Origin of the sequence: Gracilibacillus orientalis (genome assembly GCF_900114645.1) — a bacterium.
GTDB classification, from domain to species: domain Bacteria; phylum Bacillota; class Bacilli; order Bacillales; family Amphibacillaceae; genus Gracilibacillus; species Gracilibacillus orientalis.
Genome location: NZ_FOTR01000002.1, coordinates 507,171 through 529,805, shown reverse-complemented (window position 1 = coordinate 529,805; position 22,635 = coordinate 507,171). Strand labels below are relative to the sequence as shown.

At 33.4% G+C, this 22,635-nt stretch carries 17 protein-coding genes; 13 read left to right on the top strand and 4 right to left on the bottom strand.

Translation table 11 applies throughout. From position 1 onward, the window contains the following. Positions 1-602 precede the first annotated feature (602 nt). A complete protein-coding gene (locus BM121_RS05895) occupies positions 603-2,051 on the top strand; it encodes a carbon starvation CstA family protein (protein ID WP_091482336.1) in 1,449 nt (482 codons plus the stop codon). A gap of 193 nt (positions 2,052-2,244) precedes the next feature. Here the strand turns inward: BM121_RS05895 and BM121_RS05890 are convergent, their stop codons facing one another. Beyond that, the gene (locus tag BM121_RS05890) at positions 2,245-3,207 is read right to left on the bottom strand and encodes an aromatic acid exporter family protein (RefSeq protein ID WP_091482334.1); all 963 of its coding nucleotides are present in this window, start codon (positions 3,205-3,207) and stop codon (positions 2,245-2,247) included. A gap of 277 nt (positions 3,208-3,484) precedes the next feature. Between BM121_RS05890 and BM121_RS05885 the strand changes: the two genes are divergently transcribed. From BM121_RS05885 to BM121_RS05840, 10 genes are all read left to right on the top strand, one after another. Beyond that, on the top strand, positions 3,485-4,375 hold the full coding sequence (locus BM121_RS05885) for a fructose bisphosphate aldolase (RefSeq protein ID WP_091482333.1): 891 nt from the start codon (positions 3,485-3,487) through the stop codon (positions 4,373-4,375). A gap of 279 nt (positions 4,376-4,654) precedes the next feature. Then, positions 4,655-4,744 (top strand): putative holin-like toxin, encoded by a 90-nt coding sequence (locus tag BM121_RS05880; protein ID WP_091482331.1) that lies wholly within the window; start codon positions 4,655-4,657, stop codon positions 4,742-4,744. A gap of 429 nt (positions 4,745-5,173) precedes the next feature. Continuing rightward, positions 5,174-5,641, top strand: coding sequence for a hypothetical protein (locus BM121_RS05875; RefSeq protein WP_091482329.1), 468 nt, complete (start codon positions 5,174-5,176; stop codon positions 5,639-5,641). An 853-nt stretch (positions 5,642-6,494) separates the two neighbouring features. After that, the gene (locus BM121_RS05870) at positions 6,495-9,038 is read left to right on the top strand and encodes a DUF4011 domain-containing protein (RefSeq protein WP_175495339.1); all 2,544 of its coding nucleotides are present in this window, start codon (positions 6,495-6,497) and stop codon (positions 9,036-9,038) included. A 759-nt stretch (positions 9,039-9,797) separates the two neighbouring features. After that, complete coding sequence (locus tag BM121_RS05865; RefSeq protein ID WP_245780744.1) at positions 9,798-10,322, top strand: restriction endonuclease; 525 nt, start codon at positions 9,798-9,800, stop codon at positions 10,320-10,322. A 52-nt stretch (positions 10,323-10,374) separates the two neighbouring features. Further along, on the top strand, positions 10,375-11,271 hold the full coding sequence (locus tag BM121_RS05860) for a glycerol kinase (protein WP_091482325.1): 897 nt from the start codon (positions 10,375-10,377) through the stop codon (positions 11,269-11,271). Between the two features lie 289 nt (positions 11,272-11,560). After that, positions 11,561-12,559, top strand: coding sequence for an SMODS domain-containing nucleotidyltransferase (locus BM121_RS05855; protein WP_091482323.1), 999 nt, complete (start codon positions 11,561-11,563; stop codon positions 12,557-12,559). Positions 12,560-12,580: 21 nt separating this feature from the next. Beyond that, positions 12,581-13,516 carry an S-4TM family putative pore-forming effector gene (locus BM121_RS05850; RefSeq protein ID WP_091482321.1) on the top strand — a complete coding sequence of 312 codons (936 nt, stop codon included), beginning with the start codon at positions 12,581-12,583 and terminating at the stop codon, positions 13,514-13,516. Between the two features lie 102 nt (positions 13,517-13,618). Then, the gene (locus tag BM121_RS05845; protein WP_091482319.1) at positions 13,619-14,380 is read left to right on the top strand and encodes a hypothetical protein; all 762 of its coding nucleotides are present in this window, start codon (positions 13,619-13,621) and stop codon (positions 14,378-14,380) included. Next, positions 14,370-15,890 carry an ATP-binding protein gene (locus tag BM121_RS05840; protein ID WP_091482317.1) on the top strand — a complete coding sequence of 507 codons (1,521 nt, stop codon included), beginning with the start codon at positions 14,370-14,372 and terminating at the stop codon, positions 15,888-15,890. Before BM121_RS05845 ends, BM121_RS05840 begins: the two co-directional genes overlap by 11 nt. A gap of 977 nt (positions 15,891-16,867) precedes the next feature. Here BM121_RS05840 and BM121_RS05835 read toward each other — a convergent pair. Genes BM121_RS05835 through BM121_RS05825 form a run of 3 tightly spaced genes read right to left on the bottom strand, consistent with a single transcriptional unit; the run spans position 16,868 to position 18,866 of the window. Further along, positions 16,868-17,734 (bottom strand): hypothetical protein, encoded by an 867-nt coding sequence (locus tag BM121_RS05835; RefSeq protein WP_091482315.1) that lies wholly within the window; start codon positions 17,732-17,734, stop codon positions 16,868-16,870. Continuing rightward, complete coding sequence (locus BM121_RS05830; RefSeq protein ID WP_091482313.1) at positions 17,734-18,666, bottom strand: hypothetical protein; 933 nt, start codon at positions 18,664-18,666, stop codon at positions 17,734-17,736. Before BM121_RS05830 ends, BM121_RS05835 begins: the two co-directional genes overlap by 1 nt. Beyond that, positions 18,663-18,866: a hypothetical protein gene (locus BM121_RS05825; protein ID WP_091482311.1), complete on the bottom strand. Its 204-nt coding sequence runs from the start codon at positions 18,864-18,866 to the stop codon at positions 18,663-18,665. Before BM121_RS05825 ends, BM121_RS05830 begins: the two co-directional genes overlap by 4 nt. Before the next feature lie 198 nt (positions 18,867-19,064). On the opposite strand from BM121_RS05825, the gene BM121_RS05820 reads away from it, so the two are divergent. Both BM121_RS05820 and BM121_RS05815 read left to right on the top strand, forming a co-directional pair. Further along, the gene (locus BM121_RS05820; RefSeq protein ID WP_175495338.1) at positions 19,065-20,882 is read left to right on the top strand and encodes an ATP-dependent nuclease; all 1,818 of its coding nucleotides are present in this window, start codon (positions 19,065-19,067) and stop codon (positions 20,880-20,882) included. Further along, positions 20,875-22,572 carry a UvrD-helicase domain-containing protein gene (locus tag BM121_RS05815; protein WP_175495337.1) on the top strand — a complete coding sequence of 566 codons (1,698 nt, stop codon included), beginning with the start codon at positions 20,875-20,877 and terminating at the stop codon, positions 22,570-22,572. Before BM121_RS05820 ends, BM121_RS05815 begins: the two co-directional genes overlap by 8 nt. The last annotated feature ends 63 nt before the right edge of the window (positions 22,573-22,635 follow it).

The following is a 22,635-nucleotide window of genomic DNA, read 5'->3' as shown; positions in this document are numbered from 1 at the left end:
ATCTTTGAAGGGAATGAATGACCTTGAAGGTATCATATAGGATGATTGACAAGCAATTAAGACTTAGAGGGCTGTTATTTAATTAAGGAAACAATAAATATTAAGGCTGAATCCAGTAAACGGGTTCAGCTTTTTTGTTTGTGGGATTTGCAGTTTAATCTCTTGTCTGGACTATATTTAGTTATTTTTGTGAAGATTTTTATCACTGGCTTTATGTGATGAGGAAAAAAATAGAGAAAGCTGAGGTGAGTATTGTTTTAATACTCCCACTTTTCTTTGACCAAAATAATTTAAGCAACAGAAAACATAGATGGTTGGTCAAATTCCACTAAATATTCATCAATAGTAATAGGTCCATATTAATTATTGTAAACCCTAAGGAAATCCTGTATAGAAAAATGCGTACTTAAATGATGTTAAGAAATAGTGAATTATGGTTTTCTAGCAAAAAGATATTTTTCCATACATATGGTATTAAGAATCAAATGTAGAGTTACCTGTTAGAACAATAGATGGCTGAAAATTTAGAAAGGATCATTGCTTTTTCCCTCCATTCACTATACTATTATAATATTTCATTTTTGAAAAAGGGGGTTTCAGCGATGGTTACTTTTATAGCATCTATTGTATTATTAATTGTGGGTTACATTGTTTACGGGAAGGTGGTTGAACGAATTTTTGGTATTAATGACCAGGATTCAACGCCTGCTTATACAAACAATGATGGTCTTGATTATATGCCATTGAGTTGGTGGAAAGCTAGTTTAATTCAACTATTGAATATCGCTGGAACCGGTCCGATATTTGGCGCAATAATGGGTGCGTTATATGGTCCGGTCGCATTTATATGGATTGTTATTGGTTGTATTTTTGCTGGAGCAGTACATGATTACTTTTCAGGGATGTTATCACTTAGACATAATGGAGCTCAATTTCCAACACTTGTCGGTAAATATTTGGGCGATAAAATGAAATTCATTACAACAATTGTTTCGATCATATTAATGGTTTTAGTGGCAGCGGCATTTACTGCGGCACCTGCCCAGTTACTTACACAAATAACACCACTTAACACGACAACTTGGTTGGTTATTATTTTTACTTATCTTATACTTGCGGCGATTCTACCAATTAATAAAATAATCGGAAGAGTCTATCCTATATTTGGAGCTATCTTAATTTTTATGGCTGTGTCAATCGGTATTGGAATGTTCTTCTTTTTTGATCATACAATCCCCAATTTAACATTAAGTAATTTACACCCTGGGGAATTGCCTATTTGGCCATTGTTAATGGTAACAATATCCTGTGGGGCGATTTCTGGATTTCATAGTACGCAAAGTCCCATTTTAGCTCGAACCTTAAAAAAAGAAAGTGAAGGTAGAAAAGTTTTTTATGGTGCTATGATTGGTGAAGGCGTAATTGCTATGGTTTGGGCAGCAGCAGGGATGACCTTTTTTGGTAGTACGGGTGCATTGCAAACAGCACTGGATGCAGGAGGTCCAGCTGGGGTCGTTAATGAAGTTAGTATTACGACGTTAGGTGCATTTGGCGGATTCATCGCCATTTTAGGTATTGTGGTTCTCCCAATTACCACGGGTGATACGGCATTACGCTCTTCCAGAATGATGCTTGCGGAAGTATTGACTCAACTGACGAAGAAAGATTTTAATGGGAAGAGGAAATTAGCTTTACTTACGATACCTGTGACTGGTGCAACGCTATATCTAACTACGATTGATTATAGCTTCCTCTGGCGCTATGTTGGGGGTTCGAATCAGATTGTTGCTGCGGTGATGTTGTGGACAGCAACTATGTATCTAGTGAAAAATAACAAGTTTCATTGGATTTGTAGTATTCCGGCATTGTTCATGACAGCAGTAGTAAGTACGTATTTCTTCTATGCCCCGGAAGGCTTTAACCTGGACTATGGTATTTCTCTGATTTTAGGAATGGTTATTTGGGTAGCTGTGCTCGCTTGGTTTGTATGGCAACTTATTAAACATAAAAGAGCAAGCAGCTATGAAGATTCAGAGATGGAAGCAAGGTAATTGTTATCCTCTTTAGATATATAAAGGTGGGGCGATGGCATTGCCTTTTGGAATATTTTCAGAGTTATTTCGTAGTCTTTTCTACCAAATAACTCTGTTTGTATTAGTCAATATGAAAACAGCTTAAAGTAGTTGAGATGTATCTGACTCTTAGGTGACAAAGGCTCAAATATTTCGGAAGCATTTATAAACGTTAATTCCGTTTCGGGTCTGGTTTGAATTTTTTCTTAATGGTTAAATAAATTTCTATTTCATACAATAAATGAAATAATTCAGATCTTACTTCAAACTCTTTTCGGGAATGTGGAAGCTCCATTTCACGAAGTGCTTCCTTCAATTCATGCAACTGTTTTAAATAGAAGATGGCGGTATTGCCCGGATGAACGGCCTTACTCAACTCCGCCATAAATTCAGCTATTTTTTGACTTTGCACGACTGTGTGATCAAGCGTTGATATCAACGGTAGCATACGATTCAAAATTTCAAGCTGTTTTTCTCTCATTTTAAAATAATGGTAAAAGTAATCATCATGACGAAATATATGGTTATCGCTCGTCTTTAACGCATTTGCAAGCCCATCATCTATTTTCTTGGAAGCGGTTATGAGTTCCTCCCCGCTCCAATCCGTGATATTTCCCCGTAAAAAGCGTGCATATTCATACCAAACTTTTTGAAAACATTGTTCGATTTCTCGTTGAGTGTTTCGCATTTGTTTTTCATTGCTTGGCATATATGTATTCATTAACAGTGCCGCTCCGACCCCAATTAATAATAGCAAGATTTCATTGAACAGAATACCCAATGTAACTTGTTCAAGTGTGTAAAGATGAAGCATAAATACAGTGCTTGTCACGATGCCTTTTTTTGCATTAAAATACACGACTATCGGAATGAACAGAAGCAGTAAAGCACAGAGCACAATAGCGTGATACCCGATAAATTCAAACATAACTGACGCTAATGCTAATCCAATGACACACGCTACGATTCTCTGCCATGAAGATTTTAGAGAGTCTTTTCTTGTCACCGATATACAAAGTATCGCGGTAATTCCTGCTGATACATAAAAATCAAGCTGCAGCTGCTCTGCTATGAATATGGCAAGTGCCGCACCTACCGCAGTTTTTAGTGTGCGATAACCTATAAGGTTAAACATATATCCTTTCCTCTTTTCATGAGATACAGTATAGACGTACTTTTATTATAATCCAAATGTCAACGGTTAAAACCGTCGAAAAATAACGTTTCATATCCGGGCACTTATGAGCCAATTTTAGTCTATAAGCAGAAGTTAACAGAAACATCAGTGAGTGTACACTAATAAAATGCATTGCTATAATTTTGCATTTTATTAGTGTACACTTATTGTGAAGGGTATTTTTTTCATGTTTATAGAAGAAACGAGAATTATTAATTAAGAAGGAGCTGACAAAATGCAAGAGAGCCAATTCGAAAAAATGAAAAATGGAAAAGGATTTATTGCAGCACTTGACCAAAGTGGCGGGAGCACTCCGAAAGCGTTAGCAGCTTATGGGGTTAAAGAAGACACTTATCAGAATGAAGATGAGATGTTTGCTTTAGTACACGAGATGCGTACACGTATTATTACTTCTCCTGCTTTTGATTCTTCATATATTCTCGGTGCCATTTTATTTGAACAAACGATGGATAGCAAAATCGAAGGACAGTACACAGCTGACTATTTAGCTGAGAAGAAAGGTATTGTTCCATTCTTAAAAGTAGACAAAGGTTTAGCCGATCAATCTAACGGTGTACAACTGATGAAACCAATTTTTGATTTAGACGAAACATTAAAACGTGCAAATGAACGTAATATTTTTGGTACAAAGATGCGTTCCGTGATCCATGAAGCGAATCCAGAGGGAATCAAGGCTGTTGTTGATCAGCAATTTGAAATCGGGAAACAAATTATTGCTGCTGGATTGGTACCTATTATTGAACCAGAAGTAGATATTCACAATCCTGAGAAGAAAAAATCAGAAGACATTCTAAAAGCAGAGATACTCAGCCAATTGAATCAGTTATCTGATGATCAAAGCGTAATGTTAAAATTAACGATCCCAACTGTAGCTAATACGTATAAAGAGCTTATTCAACATTCACGGGTACTTCGTGTTGTTGCTTTATCTGGTGGTTATTCTCGTGAAGAAGCTAATCAAAAACTAAAAGAAAACAACGGATTAATCGCCAGCTTTTCAAGAGCACTAAGCCAGGATTTAAATGTGAAACAAACAGATGAAGAATTTAATGCGGCACTTAAAGAAGCTGTTGATTCAACCTATGACGCTTCTGTGAATAAATAAAAATTTTTAAAAGATATGCTACTAAGGTGTTACATGATCAAAATGAACCTTTGCGCGCTTACCAGTTCGATGACTATTGATCAATCTTGTAGATAGTGGAAGAAGGACTTAAATGGATTGATAGAGCGGATGGAGGGTATTCGTTTTAACAGGTTGATTCTGGAACTTTTCATAAAAAGGGAATAAACGTTCGTATTTATTATGTTATACTAATAAAGGATAACGTTCTTTTAGGGTAAGGTCGGCTAATCCCCATACAAAGGGGGTAGCCTTGCGAGTATGTATGAAAGTTTTATGGTGCTATTTGGTTTTGGTACCTTCTTGATTGCATTGCTCGCTTTGATCGTGTCACTGATCAAACAAAAATAGACCTCCCTATTTGCCCAAGAAGTAACTAGGAGAGGTCTATCAACAACTGATAGCCGATTCCTCTGGGGGAACCGCTTATCCATAACCCGTAGTGACTGCTACGGGTTATTTAGTATATACATTTCTTGCTTTTATTATAACATATTTTTTTGTAATTTTGAATGAGTCTAACTAGGACATTTATTCATTATAAGTTCTAAAACGTGATAAATAAGGTGATCAAATATGTAGTTATTAAGTAAGTGGTAAATAAACTGGTAAGGTGCTACATAATGGTTGACTCTCTCTTCAATAAATACAGATCGTCCTCCATACGAACAACTGTCTTTTTAAGGGGTCTCGCCCCCAAAGCTATCAAACGATTTGGTGATGTTCTACTATCGTGTTATAATTCACATTAATCTTATCTGTCTAAAAAATGGAGGTAACATGTTAACTTTTGACCAAAAATTAAAAATAGTTGAATCTTTTCCTGAACTAACAAGACATAATGTATCAATGAATCGAGTTAATTTTCACTATGAAGAAAGCGCTAATGATAAAAAGAATGTTGTTTATCATTTGCATCCCAATGGAAATGGATTTGTTTATGCAGAATATCTGAATGGCTATGATACGGATCACAAAGGCTTGATTAATATCCGAGACTTTTCTGATGCGGAATTACGTACTGTCATTCAAAAGTCAATAGAATCATTGGTATCAACATCCGCTGAAGCGCCTCTTGTAGAGGAGTTTGAAGAGGAGCGATGGATTAATTCAGAAAAACAATCGCTCCTTTTGTTGAACGAAGAGGATTTGTGGAACGTTTATGCCGATCAAAATCTTGATGGTACCTTTCGTTCATATAATGAGGCAAGAGCTTATTTAGAGGAAGAGGGATTTACAAGAACATAACTGTACAAAGGCTTGTTTTCATTCCACCTTCTTTCTATTTTCATCTCTTTTTCCTCCCTGCTAAATCATTGTCGATACTGGTGAATGGTTACCAGGGAAGAAAAAGGAGTTAACTATTAATCTCAAGTCCGAAGAAAGAGAAACATTTTAAAATAGAACCTTAGTAGTAAAATATAGTAGCCGTTTGCAATATGAATGACCCCCTTCTTAATTATAGAAGGGGGTCATTTTTTAAATACTAGCTGAGTGATACATATTGGCTTACTCTTCAATTAATACAAATCTTCTCTATAGGTGAAGAACTGTGATTTTAGGGGGTTGAACCATTAGCCATATATTTCATAATATTTGTCTACTGTATAATTGGTGTAAATAGATCTAATATTAAATGAGGTGGTTAATGATGACTGCTGAAGAGATTATGAAAGGAATTAAAGAAATGAATAACGCAGAACGAATTAAAGAAGCTAAGTGAAAGATAAACACCTTGTTCAATAATTGAGATCCTCTATGGCTTATACTCTTTACCGCGAATGTCCCTAACATTATGATAATTATTTGGCTTAAGACATAGCTTGTTTCTTTTTCAATCTTTGATTTGCTTTGTGACTTGTAAGCATTCTCAATGCAAGATGTAAGGGCGAAAGACTAATATATTAAATGAAGCAACAGAGCAAAAATATACTTCTAAACCATTCCTTTGTTTCATTAAAATCCGAAAGAGAGATCAACTATTAACATATACCTTTAGAACTAACTTTGAATTTCCTATTTCTCCACACCTTTCTTCCCACTACCAACTATAGTATAATAGAACCATCTTACATGTTAAAAAATGGGTGGTACACAAACAATGAAGGATAAATTACAGGTATTAAGTGACCGGTTAAATGATATCAGCAGAAGCAATCGTTCGATACGTTTGCTGAAATTGTATAATAAATGGACATTTGATTTAGCAGAACTAACCAAAATAGAAAAAGATCCGATGGAAATATTGAAGACGCTCACAAATAACAAATCAAAGCTTTTCACGAAAGAGCGAGCGGATAATCAGACAGAACTGGCGCTTTCACGAAAATTAACGACGCTTTTTCGTAATATTCGCTCAATAGAAGAAGAAACAGGGCTTTATGATCTTTATCTAGGCTACCCGATGATGGAAGGGGCGATGTCAGATGGTACATATGTTAGAGCGCCATTATTTTTATATCCTGTTCGCTTAGAAAGAAAAAAGCGAAATGGTGTGGAATGGCATGTCGATCCTATAGATGATCAAGCCCCACAACTGAATCGAACACTATTTCTGGCATTACAAAAATTAAGTAATATTCATGTCCCTGAGTCTTTGTTCGAAGAAGCAGAAACAAAAGCAACATCAATCAATATCGAAGAGTGGAGCAGGTGGTTAGCTACGCATGACTTTACGATAACAGCGAATACATCTGAGCAATTAGCTGCAGTCGAGGAATTCACGAAAGAAACGATACCAACATTTAATAAGGGATCATTCGGTCTCAATCAGCAAGCGGTAATAGGACATTTCCCACAAGGTAATTCGGCTGTTTTACGTGATTATGAGAAGTTTGTTGAGATGTTGGATCAAGGACAAGAGGATTTAGGTGTGGTCTCTGAATTTCTGGATATCAAAGTCCAGGAGACGGGAGAAGAAGTCGATAATCTACCTTCGAACCCATCTTATCAAGAAAAACTAGCACAAGAGAAAAATAAACATTATGTGTTGGATACCGATGCCTCTCAAGAAAAAATACTGGATGCACTTGATCATGAAAAGGGAATGGTTGTCCACGGCCCACCAGGCACAGGGAAATCACAAGTGATCGTTAATATGATTTCCAATGCCATAGCAAAAGGGCAGCGGGTTATGCTTGTTACCCAGAAGCGCGCGGCATTGGATGTTGTTTATCAACGGTTAGATGCCCTTAATCTATCATCGAATGTCGCATTACTCCATGACGAGAAGAATGATCGTAAAACCTTTTATCAAAAATTGAATGTGCAATTGAACAGAGATCATTCTTACCAGGATCTTCAGCAGACATTTGATCAATTGTCTCAGAAAATTATTAGTAAGGAAGATGAACTAGATAAAGTAGCGCAAGCCTTATTCGAAATGCAACCCCACGGCTTTAGAGCGTATGACTTATACGGGCTCAGTAAGACAGCTAAAGAACAAGACAAAATCATCCAATTAGAAGGTATCTTAGAACAATTGAACAAACAGAATTTATCCGAGACCTTACGAAAAGTGAGTACCTATGGCAGCTACTATGCGACTTTCGGAAAAGATAACCCTGCTCACGATCGTAAACCTTTTACTGATATGGAATTAAAGGACCGCATTCAAATTATCGAACTATTGGAGAAGGCCATTCATGAATCGGAACAAAGTATCAATCATTTGGAACATTTCAATGATGAGGATATTACCCCGGCTTATAGTCGTCAAATGGATAAGAAGCTTGAAAAAATCTATGATGACTTACATACAGAGGACAGAAAGACACTGCAGAAACTACGATTATGGTTATGGACAAGCATCACCGGTAAAACGATTATGGATGACTTACTGGATGGCGATAAGTTCAGCGGATTATCATCCAAAGAATGGCCAAAATTACAAGAAAGTCTCACGATTCTGTATGACCTATCACAGGCAACAGAAGGATTATTCAAACAATTGGAGGCATTAGATCCCTATTTCACGGCGGAGTCTATTAAGAATTTAAAAACACATATATCAAAAGGTGACATTCCGATAGATGTACTAAAAAAGAAACAAGCCTATATCAAAGAATATTTTGATGAATTGCGTGAAATGGATCGATTGTATGACCAAAGTGCCAAGGAAGTGCAACAGATCATTGACTTATTAATTGAACGCAATGTAGCGGAAAGTGATAGTTTAGCGGAGGAATGGGCAGAAGTAGCGAAACAATCAGCCTATATTCACTGGATCGATCAAATAGAAAGGAAATACCCGGAGATTGACAAGATCGGGACGGGTAACTTTCAGCACTTAACAGAAGAATTAAAAGAGTTATTACAAAATAAACAAAGCTTGACCATTGAATTACTGCAAAATCAAATGCATCAAATGATTGCAGAAGTAAAAGCAGCAAATCCGAAAGCTGTAAAAGATATGATTTATCAGACAGGTAAAAAACGCCAACTTTGGCCTGTTCGTCGTTTAGTAAATGAATTTGCTTTAAATGGATTACTAGACGTTATGCCCGTCTGGTTAGTATCACCAGAGATCGCTTCAGCCATTTTTCCGTTAGAAGAAAAAATATTTGATCTAGTTATTTTTGATGAAGCATCGCAGTGTACAGTGGAAAACGGTATGCCGTCGCCATTTCCGCTTCTTAGGTTGTGAATGAAGAGCATTATGGCTTAGAAGTATATTGGAAATATGTATATGCTAGCCGATTTTATGTGGGACAGACCCTCCATCATCCATCATATATTCGAAAGTCTTCAAAAATTTAACAATCACGGTATATAGGAAAGTTTAATACAAGCAAATGGGAGAAAAGGGGTAAGTGGTAAAAAGGAGCGGGCTATCTCTTTTTGTTTAATCAGTTTAGACCATGGGAAGATATAGATTTTCTACTGATAATAGATTAATATAAGACTGTTGTTATAGACCTTTAGAGCGAATGCCTGGAGAGTTAAACCTACTAGGTGAAATCAAAATATTCATAAGGGGGATACAACTTTGGCAGTCCAACCAATCAGGATGGCAAAATCATGGGACAAATATTTTATTGAGATTATCATCCCATATTCAATTAAAAAACATTCTTGTTAATGGATTTCCATAATATGGATATGATAAAAGTGAGACATAAAATTATTTGCTGAAATGTTTATATCTATGCCTTTTGTAAAAATTAGGACCTGGTAACCATTATTACTAACGCTAGTGAGAACAGAGTGTTTTGCATTCATCAATGGCTTGAAAACGGATGGTGAATTTATTTTAGTGGATAAATTGTATAAAAGAGATTAATTTCCTGAAATAGGTAGAAGTCATTCTTTGAAAATGATATATTAGTCTTAGGATATTAGTTATATCATGATTTGGAACTCAAAACATAAATGAGAAGGCAGATAATAGAAGGAGTAAACTAGGATGAATATATTCGAGGGTTTCAAAATAGGAATTGATTTATTGTGGTCTATACTCGCCGCGGAGCCTTTACTTACATTAGGTATCATTTTATTCATTGCTCTTTTTGTGATTTATGAAATCATTATAAAAATTATAAAGGAATATAGACTCAAAAGGTCAGGTATTGAAAATGTTGACGAAATGTCAGGTAACAAATTTGAAGAATACTTAATTTTAGTATTAAAAGGTAGAGGATACAAAGTAAAATTAACTCCAAAAACCGGAGACTACGGCGCAGATCTTATTTTAATTACTAATAACAAAAAAATTGTTGTACAAGCAAAACGATATAAGAAAAATGTCGGAGTTCGAGCTGTACAGGAAATAGTTTCTGCTCAAAAGTATTATAAAGCGGATGAATGTTGGGTGATTACTAATAGTCTTTTTACAAATCAGGCAATTAAATTAGCTGGTTCAAATCAAGTTAGATTGATTGACCGTTCAGAATTAATGGATTGGATGATTGAGTATAAGAAAAGTGCATAATGATTTTTATGTTGTAAATATTAGAAAACTATGCAAAGGAGATTAATCTAGCATGACTACTTCTCGAAAAGCAAAATACTTATCAACTACAGCGCTTTCAAAAGAGTTGAAAATGAATGTAAAGCAGGTCTTTCAAATCCTTCTTGATAACGATTTGGTTGAAAGAGTTGATGACAACTGGGTTTTGACTGAGAAAGGGGAGAAGGTAGGGACGAAAAAGAAACATCCTAAAATAGGAGAATACATAGCATGGAATGAAAATATTAAAAATATAAGCATATTTAAAACGACAAATGAAAAGGATGTATTTATAAATGCAACTGCTTTAAGTAATCACTTTGGAATTTCTAAATTTAAAATAAATCCTATTTTGTCAGAGCTTGGATTTGTGGAGAAATCTATTAAGGGATGGACTATGACAACTCTAGGCAAAAGTATAGGCGGGAAACAATGTGAATATGAAAGAACGGGAATCCCGTATGTAAATTGGTCTAAAAGTATTTTACAGAATAAGAGACTAGTAGAAACGATGAATGAAATAGCTGGAAAAGATACAGAACCAAGAGAAGAGGAAGAAACAAAGAGTTCTGTTGATTTCAGGCAAAAGTATGAAGCTAAACACAGAGCTGCAGATGGTCACTATGTAAGGTCCAGAGCTGAAATGTTAATTGATAATTGGTTATATATGTCTGGAATTGTACATGCTTATGAGCGAAAATTACCCATTGAAGAGGATGTCTATACTGATTTTTATTTACCAGTGGGTAGAGTGTATATAGAGTATTGGGGACTAGAAGATAATCCGAAATATCAGGCAAGAAAACAAGAAAAATTAAAAATTTATGAAAAGTATGATTTTAATCTGATTCAGTTAAAAGATGCTGATATTCAGAACTTAGATGATATATTACCTAAGAAGTTATTGAAGTTTGGTATACAGGCTTATTAACATTAAGTTATGAAGGAATGTGAAGAGTATTGCAGTGCATAGTGCCAGTTCATGAAGATTTTATATTGCATAGTAGACTCTTATTGCGCAGCAATGATTATCATTTTTGTGTAAAATAGAACAACCATTTGTTATTTTTTAAAAGAGTTCAAGATAATTAGGGTCTTAAAAAAATCCTCTGTTCGTACCACTGCAAGTCATTACATTAATTGGAAGGTGAGGGCGGGTATAATAGAATAAAATTAAATTTATTAGTTCACAACTTATATTCTAATAAAGGAGAGGTTATGTGGTATCTGTAAATGCAGCATTTAATTATTTTTTGAAAAATGAAGTAAACCTTGATCACGATAAAACGACTACTGCCAGAAAGAGTAGGGATTGGCTTATAAATAGAATTTCGAAATTTCCTAGCGAAGACACTTCCTTCCCAAAAGGTTATTCTGAAATAAACATCTTTTTTGGTTCATTCGCTAGAAGGACTAAGATAAGGGAGTTGGACGACATAGATTTAATGATTGGTCTAAGTGGAGAAGGGGCGCACTATGTCGCTCATAATGATTATGTTGAAATCATTGTTGATGACAACACGAATAATTTAAGTTCCCTTTGTTTTGACGACACAAATGCACTAAATTCTAGGAAAGTAATTAATAAGTATATAGGGAACTTGAAGAATATTGAAAACTATAAAAAAGCAGAGATGAAAAGAAATAAAGAAGCAGCAAATTTAAAGTTATCTAGTTATGAATGGAATTTTGATATAGTCCCTTGTTTTATTACAGCAAAGGATACGAGCGATAAGAATTATTATCTGATACCTAACGGAGAAGGGAATTGGAAGTTCACTGATCCTAGAATAGATCGAGAAAGAACAAAGAGTATTAATCAATCTAATGATGGCAATGTATTAAATACAATAAGAATCATGAAGTACTGGAATAAGCACGCTAAAATGCCTACTATCTCTTCTTATCTATTGGAAACAATAATTTTAAACTACTATTCCAGTAATTTTAATAAGGCTAGCGAATTAGTTGATTTAAATATACCAAATATTCTTAGTTATATTAGTGATTCTATACATTTTGCTGTACAGGACCCCAAGAATATACAAGGCAATATTAATGAACTTAATTCTGAAGACCGGACAAAAATAGGTGAAAAAGCCAATGCTGATTACCAAATAGCATTAGAGGCACGAAGCTTAGAATCAGTAAATAAACATGAAGAGTCTATAAGAAAATGGGAGAAGATTTTTGGCTCGCGTTTTACAGTTAATGTCTAAATAATTCAAAAAGGTGATTCTTTGAATAGTATAGTGATAAAACAAAATGAACAAAAAAGTATAGAAATATTAGCTGCTCAAAGGTTAACTTATACTCAAGGAAAAAAGCTGCAAACATCTGAATTTTTTATAAGTGTAGTGTTGGTTGTCTTTTTTAATTTGTTATCTTTGGTAATTCAAAATTTTGCGGAAGGGTATCTAACTGAACTAAATATCTTTAATGCATTTGTGGTTTCAATCGCATTAGTAGTCTCTGAAGCTGTGCTAAATCCGAACATAAGCAAAAGGAAAGAAAAAGCAGCTAAATTACAAGAGCTTTTCGACTGTTATGTTCTAGGTATTGATCATAATTCAATAAAAACAGGAGTTTTACCTGACTACGAGAGTATTAACAGTCTTTATAAGAAGTTTATATCAAACAAAGGTGACATAAATTTATTACAGGATTGGTATTCAAAAGACGTAGAAAATGTTCCTTTAGAATATGGAAGAATAATTTGTCAAAGATCCAATTTTTGGTGGGACGTAACTTTACGTTTGAAATATAGACAAATTGTCATTATATCAGCTATTTTTCTGTTATTATTTTTGTTAAGTGTAACTTCTTTAGTGGGGTTAACTTTTAATTCTTTTCTTATTAATGTTTTGATGCCATTTTTACCTGCGTTAATATTAGTGATAAGAAGAGTTAACCAGAATTCACAAGCAATAATTAGTAAAAAGTATTTAAAAGAGAAGGTTGAAGAGGTCTGGGAAGATATTTTTGTAAATATTAAGTCTGATTCTGAGTTATACGATATAGCTAGAGAACTTCAAAACGAAATATTTGAAAATAGAAAGACCAATACCTTAATACCTGAATTTATATATATGAAAATGAGGTCTGATCAAGAAGAGGATATGGGATATTCCGTAAATAAAATGGTGGATGAGTTCCATGAAAGGTATAGCAATTAACATATAACCTCTTTGCAAACACGTTTTAAGGGGTCTGGCCCCAATGTCATAAATGTTTAATAATTGGTGTTTTTAGAGAGTTTTATATGGGGGGGATTATAAGTGTCAACAGATAATTTGGCTAATCTCATCTGCGGAGATTATAGACAGCATAGTTATATTGAAAGTATATATGAAGTAATCTTCCATAATATTAGTATTATGGAAAGAAAATTAGTAAATATTACTGATGAAGACATCACTATATTGGGCCCGTATTATGCGAGAAGTCTGCTAGAATCTGTTTGTACAGCATTAGTAGGACGTTTAGATCCTTTTAGATTAATATATTTACAAAAAGTTCAATCTTTAGATAGTTTCTCAATTGGAAAAAAAGCTAAAAGTGCAATTAGTTGGTTTGGTGATATATTTCAACCAGGAGAAAATATTAACAACATTTGGAACTCTGAAAAGGACTTTTCCAAAGTTGGACGAGGATTATTTGGTGACCCATATGGAGAGATATTTTGGAATCCGGCTTATAAGAATTTAATCGATGATTCTGATTTTGCAGATCATCATTCCTTAAATTATTATTTAACAGCTATTGATGGTCCTGAAAAGTTCACTAAATACATTCGACAAGAAGCATCAAAATTATACTCTTCATTATCCAAGGGTGTTCATAGTGAATTAATAATAGAGCCTGAAATTATATATGATAAAACAACAGTAGGGGAATTAATTGTTAATGTTATTAAACTTAGTTCTATAATAGGTATTGTAAGTCATCGGATTGATTGTGCAACATGCAGGTTACCTTTTGACAATGCATTTCAGTATTACGAGAACCTATATGAATGGAGTGAAAACTATGATGTTTGAGCCTTTTGATAGTGAATTAATATTAGCTGCTGAAGATTTTCCAGATGAAGAGTTTGAAAAGCATCATACATTCTCAAAGTATGAAAATAAAATTATAAGAAAATTAATAGCGCACGCTCCTGTTTTAATAAGAGGGGGAAGAGGCAGTGGAAAAAGTGCACTCTTAAAAGAAGCTGCATTTAGAGCTAATAAAAGCCCAATTAATGAAAATGTTTTAGGTATTTATATTAGTTTGAGGCACCTTCCACTACTACGTTCAGAAGGCAGAGACTATGAACATTTTTTCTGTCGATTAGTGATTGATAACATCAGTAGAGTTTTAGAAGGAACCCCGTCAGAGAGTGAGTACGAGCACTCACCATTTGAACCAGCACCTGAAATTGGTGAATTACAGTCTGGACTTATTGAACTCTCAGCTAAGCTTAAGAAGCGAATTATATTATTTTTTGATGATGCTGCACATATTGGACGTGAAACTTCTTTAAAGGAATTTTTCGATATCTTTAGAACTCTCTCAAGTAATACGGTTTCATGTAAAGCAGCAATATATCCAGGTGTAACTGAGTTTGGTTCTCGTTTTGATTTATTAAATGACGCTAATGTAATAGATATCTCAAGAAATGAAGAAAATCCTTCCTTTGCGACCTTCTTTAAAGATATTATAAATGTTCGTTACCCTGAGTCTATAAGTCAAGAAAAATTAAAATTGCCACTAGAGGATTTTGCTAAATTTTTAGGAAGATCTGTTACTGGAAATGTTAGAGCTTATATATATGCAATTAATCATATCATTGAAATATCAGAAGATGAATCTATTGGGTTGTTGGAAATAGAAAAAACTTTAAAGTTTCTTGCTACTGATTACTATTGGCCTTTGCTAGAAGAATTGGAACCAAAATTAGGTAGATATGAACCATTAATAGAGCCTGCAAGAGAACTTGCAGAAATTCTTTATAAGGATGTAAGTCACTTAGTAGATAGACCGGAATACGGTCCTTCATGCTTAATTCACCGTGAAGTTGTGGAAAGATTAAGGAAATTATTTGAAATAATGGAATATGCGGGGTTTGTGGTAAAGCGAGAATCATCAAGAGCAATGAAAAATGGGGGGAGAGGAACAAGATACATTTTAAATTTATGTAATTTACTAGAGATTATGCCTGGCAACAGGTTATCAAATGAACTATTTAAGAAATGGAATACAATAGAGAGAGAGTATGTACAAATTCATAGAAGAGGTATCTTAGATAAAATAGAATTTCCTGAAACTGACTCTGAACTCCCTAAGAACTTAGGAATCCTTGAAAAAAAAATCTCATTACTATTAAAGTCTAATGCTTATCCTTATGGCTTAACAGAGTATAGGCTGGAAAAACTACAAAAAGGAAATTTTAAAACTGTAGGAGATTTGGCAGAAGCAAGTGATGAGGATATATTAAGGATAGAGGATATAGGATATACTTGGTTAAGGAGAATTCGTAGCATTGTAGGCCAAGCAATATGGATGTAGCGTTCATCTTTTGATAGACATATTTAGAAAAAGCACTAAGTTTTATTTGTTTAAAATAGTGGGTAATTTATAAAAATATATAATTTTTATAAATTTCCGCAATTAGGCATAAATGTTAAATAAGTAGATGGTAAACCAACAGATCCAATTGCTACGCAGTGCAACTATACTAGCTATACACAACCATTATGATACGATTACCCCAAAAGTAATCGTATCTTTCTTTACCACTGGTGCCTATCACTACCCGAATTTTGTCAATTTCGACACATATCGGGTAGTGACCAATTATAATTGATATAGGAACTACAGTGGGTGATATTTCAGAAATGTTAAGGAAATTTCTTGCAACTAGAAAATTTTAAATAACAGATTTTGTGAAATGGGTAAATAATAAGCTTAATGAATATAAGGATAACTTCATATACTAGATTATCGTGAAGTAAGGGTAAACTTCAGTTTTTTAATCCTTATTAACGATGGTGACCACCCCCGTTAATTAGTCTTCAAGATGAAAAACTACGATAACTTTAATATAGTAGAAATCATTAAGATGCTGGAATTAGTTAATCTCCAAGCTTTTAGTAAGCTTTTGAACGGTGCAAAAGAAGATAAATATGAAAAGAAGTCGTTACTATATACTATGATTTAGCACGATTGCTTTCGTCTATTTCATTTATTTGAGTTTATGATTAATTTTGTGTATTTTGTATTTGTAATCATTCCCATTTCCCCTTGGCTGTTCATGAGAGATTCAATTTACAGTTATAAATTGTGAAATACTATTAATTGTTATCATCTTCAATAAATTATGAAAAGCAACCAACAAGAAGTCCTTTATCTGAAAAACTCTTGGATATGGAATACTAAAAAACAATTACCCCAATAATTTATAGGCAATAGGAGTTGTAGCTATAGCAACTCCTATTGCCCTAGTGTGTAATAAGGACAGTTCACCAAAAAGTTTATTATTGTGTCTAATCTAATTGTTCATTCTGTTGTAAATTTGCATTTATAATTTTATCTATTTTTGTATCTAATTCCTTAATAAATGAATTTATATCTATTTTGTCCTTTTTGAGGGTAATCCTGATTTCATTCAGTTGGTTTTGTAAAGTGTTAATTTCTGTCTTAACATCTTTTATTAGTTGGGCTTGTTGCTCATGCATAACTTTGATTTGTATTTCTTGTTTCATGGGTTTATCATCCGCCAAAGCAAAACTTATGCATATAAGGGAAAAGAATATTCCTAGTGCTATTAAGGCATTTCTTAAATTATTATTGCTACAATCAACATAATTGTTAAGGGTCGTGTTTTGAAAGGTTGTCATTTTATAATGTTCGCCCATCATAATTAACCTCTGTTTCTTCTTTTTTTCTTCGGTTGAAAGTTTGGAAATATATTCAAAGTCATCCCGTCCGAAATCATATTTTGGTTTTGAATTAAGAGTGAGTAATGAATAGTATCCCGAAACGATTAAATAAAAACAACTTGCGATAACGAATAAAACCAGGATTCCTGTTAAAAACTCATTTGCATAAAGCTTTTCTTTTAAATTTAGCATGTAACTGGAGATACCGCCTACCATTGAAAATGCTAGTGTAACAGCAACTGCTGTTACTTTTGCTTTATCTTGTAAAGAGCTAATGTTATCTCGAATACTATTAATTAAATATTCTGCATCTTTTTTATCCATGACAGCAAATTTTTCAACATCTGGAAGTGACTCACGTTGTAGAAGTTTATTCCACGTACTGCTTTGTTCATTACTTACATCTTTATTAGCTGAATTACAATCAATCATTGGTAGAATAGCATATAGAATTTCTTTGATGATACTCATTAAAAGTTCACCAGCTTATCAGTTATAGATTGAGGGATAGTTTGACCAGTTGTATGAACTAGCCATGCCCATTCGCCAGTGGGATTAACTTCTAAAAAAATAAAGTTTCCGTCTTCAGTTTTCAAAAGGTCAATAGCTCCGAATTTAAGGTCGAGTTCTTTTACTAAACGAATGCATTTATTTTCAATATCTTTGGGTAGAGAGAAGGTTTTGAACGCTACTTCATCTTTTGCTTTTCTCCAATCATTTTTTACTCCTCTACCGTTGCTTGTAATACTGGTAGCAAAAACATCATCCTCAATAACTGTTACGCGGATATCAATTTTAGGGAAAACATAGTCTTGTATTGTTACAGGAGCCCATTCAAGATTAGCCTTTTGTATCTTATCTTTTTCAAAGATATTTGAATAAATAAACCCTTCATTTTCTTCAATATGGAAAAAGGCCGTATCTAACGATTTAACAACATAGTTATCTTTTGATAATGCAGGAGAGGTATTCGTAACAATTGTATGAGGGATATTGAAGCCAGTCTTTTTTGCATATTTCAATTGTACAATTTTGTTTTCAGCTTTATAGGTCTTTTCAGGGTTATTTATCCATGTAACCTCTTCAAAAATTAGTAGATTTCTTACAAAAGCCATCCACTGTTCACTATACAATTGGTCCTCAATACTTTTTTCAGTTCCTCTTAAAAAAATAGGTGCTCTATAATAAATACTTTTAAGATATTCTTTTGTAACGATATATTCTCTTCCGCTTATTGTGATATGGATATCAAAATTTCTTGTGTCGAGATGAATTTTATATTGATGAAATTCATCTCGATTAAGACGAAGGTAATTCATTTCTCTTTTTTCTAATTCAATACATATAAAATCAGTTGTGAAGTCATACTTATCTGAAACTACAAGTACATCTACAAGTATCACTTCTTATCTTCCCCTCTTTCAACATCATGTTTTTTTGATGAAGGAAGTGGCCTTCTTGGATCTTGTACAAGTGGATTAGTCGAAACTTTCTCTAACCAAAAACCTCTTTTACTAGAATAAAAGGAACCTTCCGTTCCTTCAAATTTGTCGCTTTTCTTTTCATAAATATGTATGTTATCAAGTAGTAAATGTTTAACCATTTTATACCTCCTCATCGTCCTAGTATTTCTACATTCTATATTACTACAGTAATAACAAAATTTAAATAAAACTGTAGTATAATAATATTAGTCATACAAATTTATTTGAAAATTATTGTATCCACATAAAAAAATTCAAATATTTTGGTAGAATTTTAAATAGAAACTGGGAATGTATTTGAAGAGAGGAGAATACCTGTGAATTTAGAAAAAGTCATCTTAAAAAATTTCCGAAACTATACTGAAGCCGAGATAACACTAAACCAAAAATCTCTTATTATCGGTGCAAATGATGTAGGGAAAACTAATCTAATCGATGCAATAAGAATATTACTAGATAAAAGCTTATCAGACAATGATATTGAACCTGCTGATGAAGATTTCTGTGCATTTTCTGATTGTGACTCATTTGAAGTGTTGTTGTATTTTAATGATATTGCTGAAGACTGTATAAATGCAAAGTTAGGACAATACATTGATGATGAAAACAATAGTATGTATCTGGGCTATTTTGCAACTAGGAATATTGAAGGGGGAGCCAAGGATTACACCATTAAGGCTGGACCTTCCTTGGATTTACTTGAAGAACTTCATGGAAGGCACTACCTAAAAGTATTGAACCTTAAATATGTTGGAGCTAGTCGCAATGTAAATAACTTTTTAAGAAGTGAAAAAAATAGGTTGCTAGAAGCATTAAAAAGTAACAGAACTAAAGAGCAAATATCTACAGACGATAAAAATTTGGACAAAGTAGTGGACTTAATGAATGATGTTCAAAATGAAATAGGTAGTTTATCTTATATTCAATCTGCAGGAACACGTTTGAGCAAGGAATTAAATAACCTTGCAGAGCACCATATCTCCCAAGAAATAAAGCTTGGTATTGATACTCCTAAAAGTAAAGATTTATTTAAAAAGGTACAACTATTATCATATATTAACGAACAGTCTATACAAGTTGGCGGGGATGGGAGGAAAAATCAAGCATTTATTGCATTGTGGGCAGCAATGAATGAATTACAAAGTGATGAAGACCAGGTTGAAGAAGTCTCAATTTTTTGTATAGAAGAACCAGAAGCGCACCTACATCCACATCAACAAAGAAAGCTTTCTGAGTATTTAGTTCATCATTTAAAAACCCAAGTGATATTGACAACTCATGCTCCATCAATCGCAACAGATTTTAACCCCACCTCTATTGTCAGGCTATACACATCTAAAGATAAATCAACAATAGCAGCAAAAGGAGGGACTTCTGGCGAAATAGCTGAGAAAGTAAAGAATTTGGAGTTTAGGTTAAATGTAATTTCTTCAGAAGTTTATTTTAGCGATTGTGTATTATTAGTTGAAGGCTCTTCTGAAGTGATTTTTTATAAAGCACTAGCTAAGCAACTGGTAATTGATTTAGATAGGTTAAACATAAGCATTCTTTCTGTAGAAGGTGTTGGGTTCAAACGCTACATAGAACTATTTGAAATATTAGATATCCATTGGTTTGTAAGAACTGACAACGATTATTTTAAAGTTACCAGGAAGAAACAAGAACCAAAAGAAGTATATAGACTTGCTGGAATTCAAAGAGCACTTGATTTTGCGGTGCTTAGAAAAGACTTAAATCCAGAAATTGATATGAGTCAATTAGAACAAATAATGCAGAATACAGGACAGTTAAAGGAGATTCCTTCAGCAGATGACGAACACCGTATCAAGATGTATGACAGTTACTATGAAGAATTAAAAAATCATAATATTTTTATTGCCGAAAGAGGTTTGGAAGAAGACTTGTACTTCTCATCTGAAATAATAACTGAAAAAATAAGGGGATATTTTAATATGCCGTTAGATGATGATTATGAAGATGAAGAAGTTCTTGAAGCCATGAAAAAGAAGAAGTCAACCTTTATGTTCCACTTTGTACAAGAATATATAGAAGGTTTGTCTAATATTAGGGATAATGAGCTTGCCGAACCTCTATTCAAATGTAAAGAAACAATTGAGGAATTACGCCATGTATAAGCCGACAATACAACAACAAGATATTCTGGATTGCGACGAAAACTGTGTTGTAATTGCTGGTCCGGGAAGTGGAAAAACCTCAACAATTGCTCACAAAATTCGTAGTGTTTCTGAAGGATTACGCTGGTTTGAGGGAATAGCTGCTATCTCTTATACAAACAAAGCAAGTAACGAGCTTAAACAAAAAACTTATAATCTTGGTCTAAAGGTTAATAACTCATTTTTTGGAACAATTGACTCTTTTTATATTGGAAACATTATTATTCCTTTTGGTAAACGATTTTTTGGATTGCAGCAACAAAATATTGTGATTGATAAATTAGATAGTAGTAATGATACTTATGTAAATAGGATAATAAGTGATGTTAATAAAGTAGTGGAACGTTATAAAAGTGTTTCGGTTGAAAAATTAGACAAAGATAATATTATTCCAATTAATGAAATTGATAGGAACCATTTTGATTTTATTTCTAGAAAATTTAAAGAAGGTATATTTGATATAAGACTGATAAGCTCTATTTCCAATATTATTTTTTTGAGTTCAAAAGCGTGTAGAAAATACTTTAAATCTCGATTCAAGTATTTATTTATTGATGAATTTCAGGACTCAGGAAAAGACCAATATTATTTGTTTTTACGTATATCAGAAATTGGGGTTAAATGTTGGGGAATTGGCGATATAAACCAATCTATCTTTAGATTTGCTAGTAAAAGTTCAGAGTTTCTAAAAGAATTATTAACTAATGCCAACTTTATCAATTTCCCAATGGATATAAATCATCGTTGTCATCCTTCTATTGATTTGTATAGCAGGAAGTTATTAGGGTATGATGAAAAGCCGATTGGTAGTGAAAACAGAGTTTACAAATTATTTGTTGATGGAACAGAATGTGATATTGGACGTTGGTTTGAACACCAAATGGAAGAGATTAAGCAAATGTTTGGTATAGAGAAGAATTCTTCCATTGGAATTCTTGCAACAAAGGATATAACATTGGCAAAGTTTTTGGAACATATCGATATTCCGCATAAGTTTTATAAAAAATCTATATTAGACCAAGACAAATCACCATGTAACGCACTCTTATCTAAATTACTAGAAGTTGCATTTGACAAAAAGCATACAGTTTATAACTTTATAAACGATTACTTTGACAGAGAGATTAGTAGTCACCGTTTTATCATCAAAGAGGTTTCAAAATTAGTTAATCAATTTAAAAGGAAACTGAATAAATTCAGAAGCGAAGCAATAACTGAAATGAATAGATTACTGTATTTATTTAGTGAAATTACAGCTTATATTTATCCCGATTTGAGTAATCAAAGCGCAATAGAGAACCTTGAATATTTATTAAAGAATAAGAGTTTATTAAATGATTTTATTCCTGCAAAAGACGAAGAAGTTCAGTTAATGAATCTTCATAAGTCGAAAGGAATGGAGTTTGATGTTGTAGTTCATTTAGATTTGTATCAGTTCATTTTACCCGTGTATGACTGGATTGTGAAAGAAGATTTAGAAGCATATGTTGACTCATTAAATTTACACTATGTAGGTGTTACACGGGCAAAAAAGGCTTTATTCTTGACATCTAGCTCTAAAAGATTTCAAACAAGAACAGAAAACTTTATTAATGCAGAACAATCTGAGTTTTTAATTGGTGATGTGGAGAGATTTCAGACACAATGGTGACCTAGAAAATGTATTTAAACAAGTTTTATGTTGGTGGCTCTAATATCCAGCCTCAATAACTTC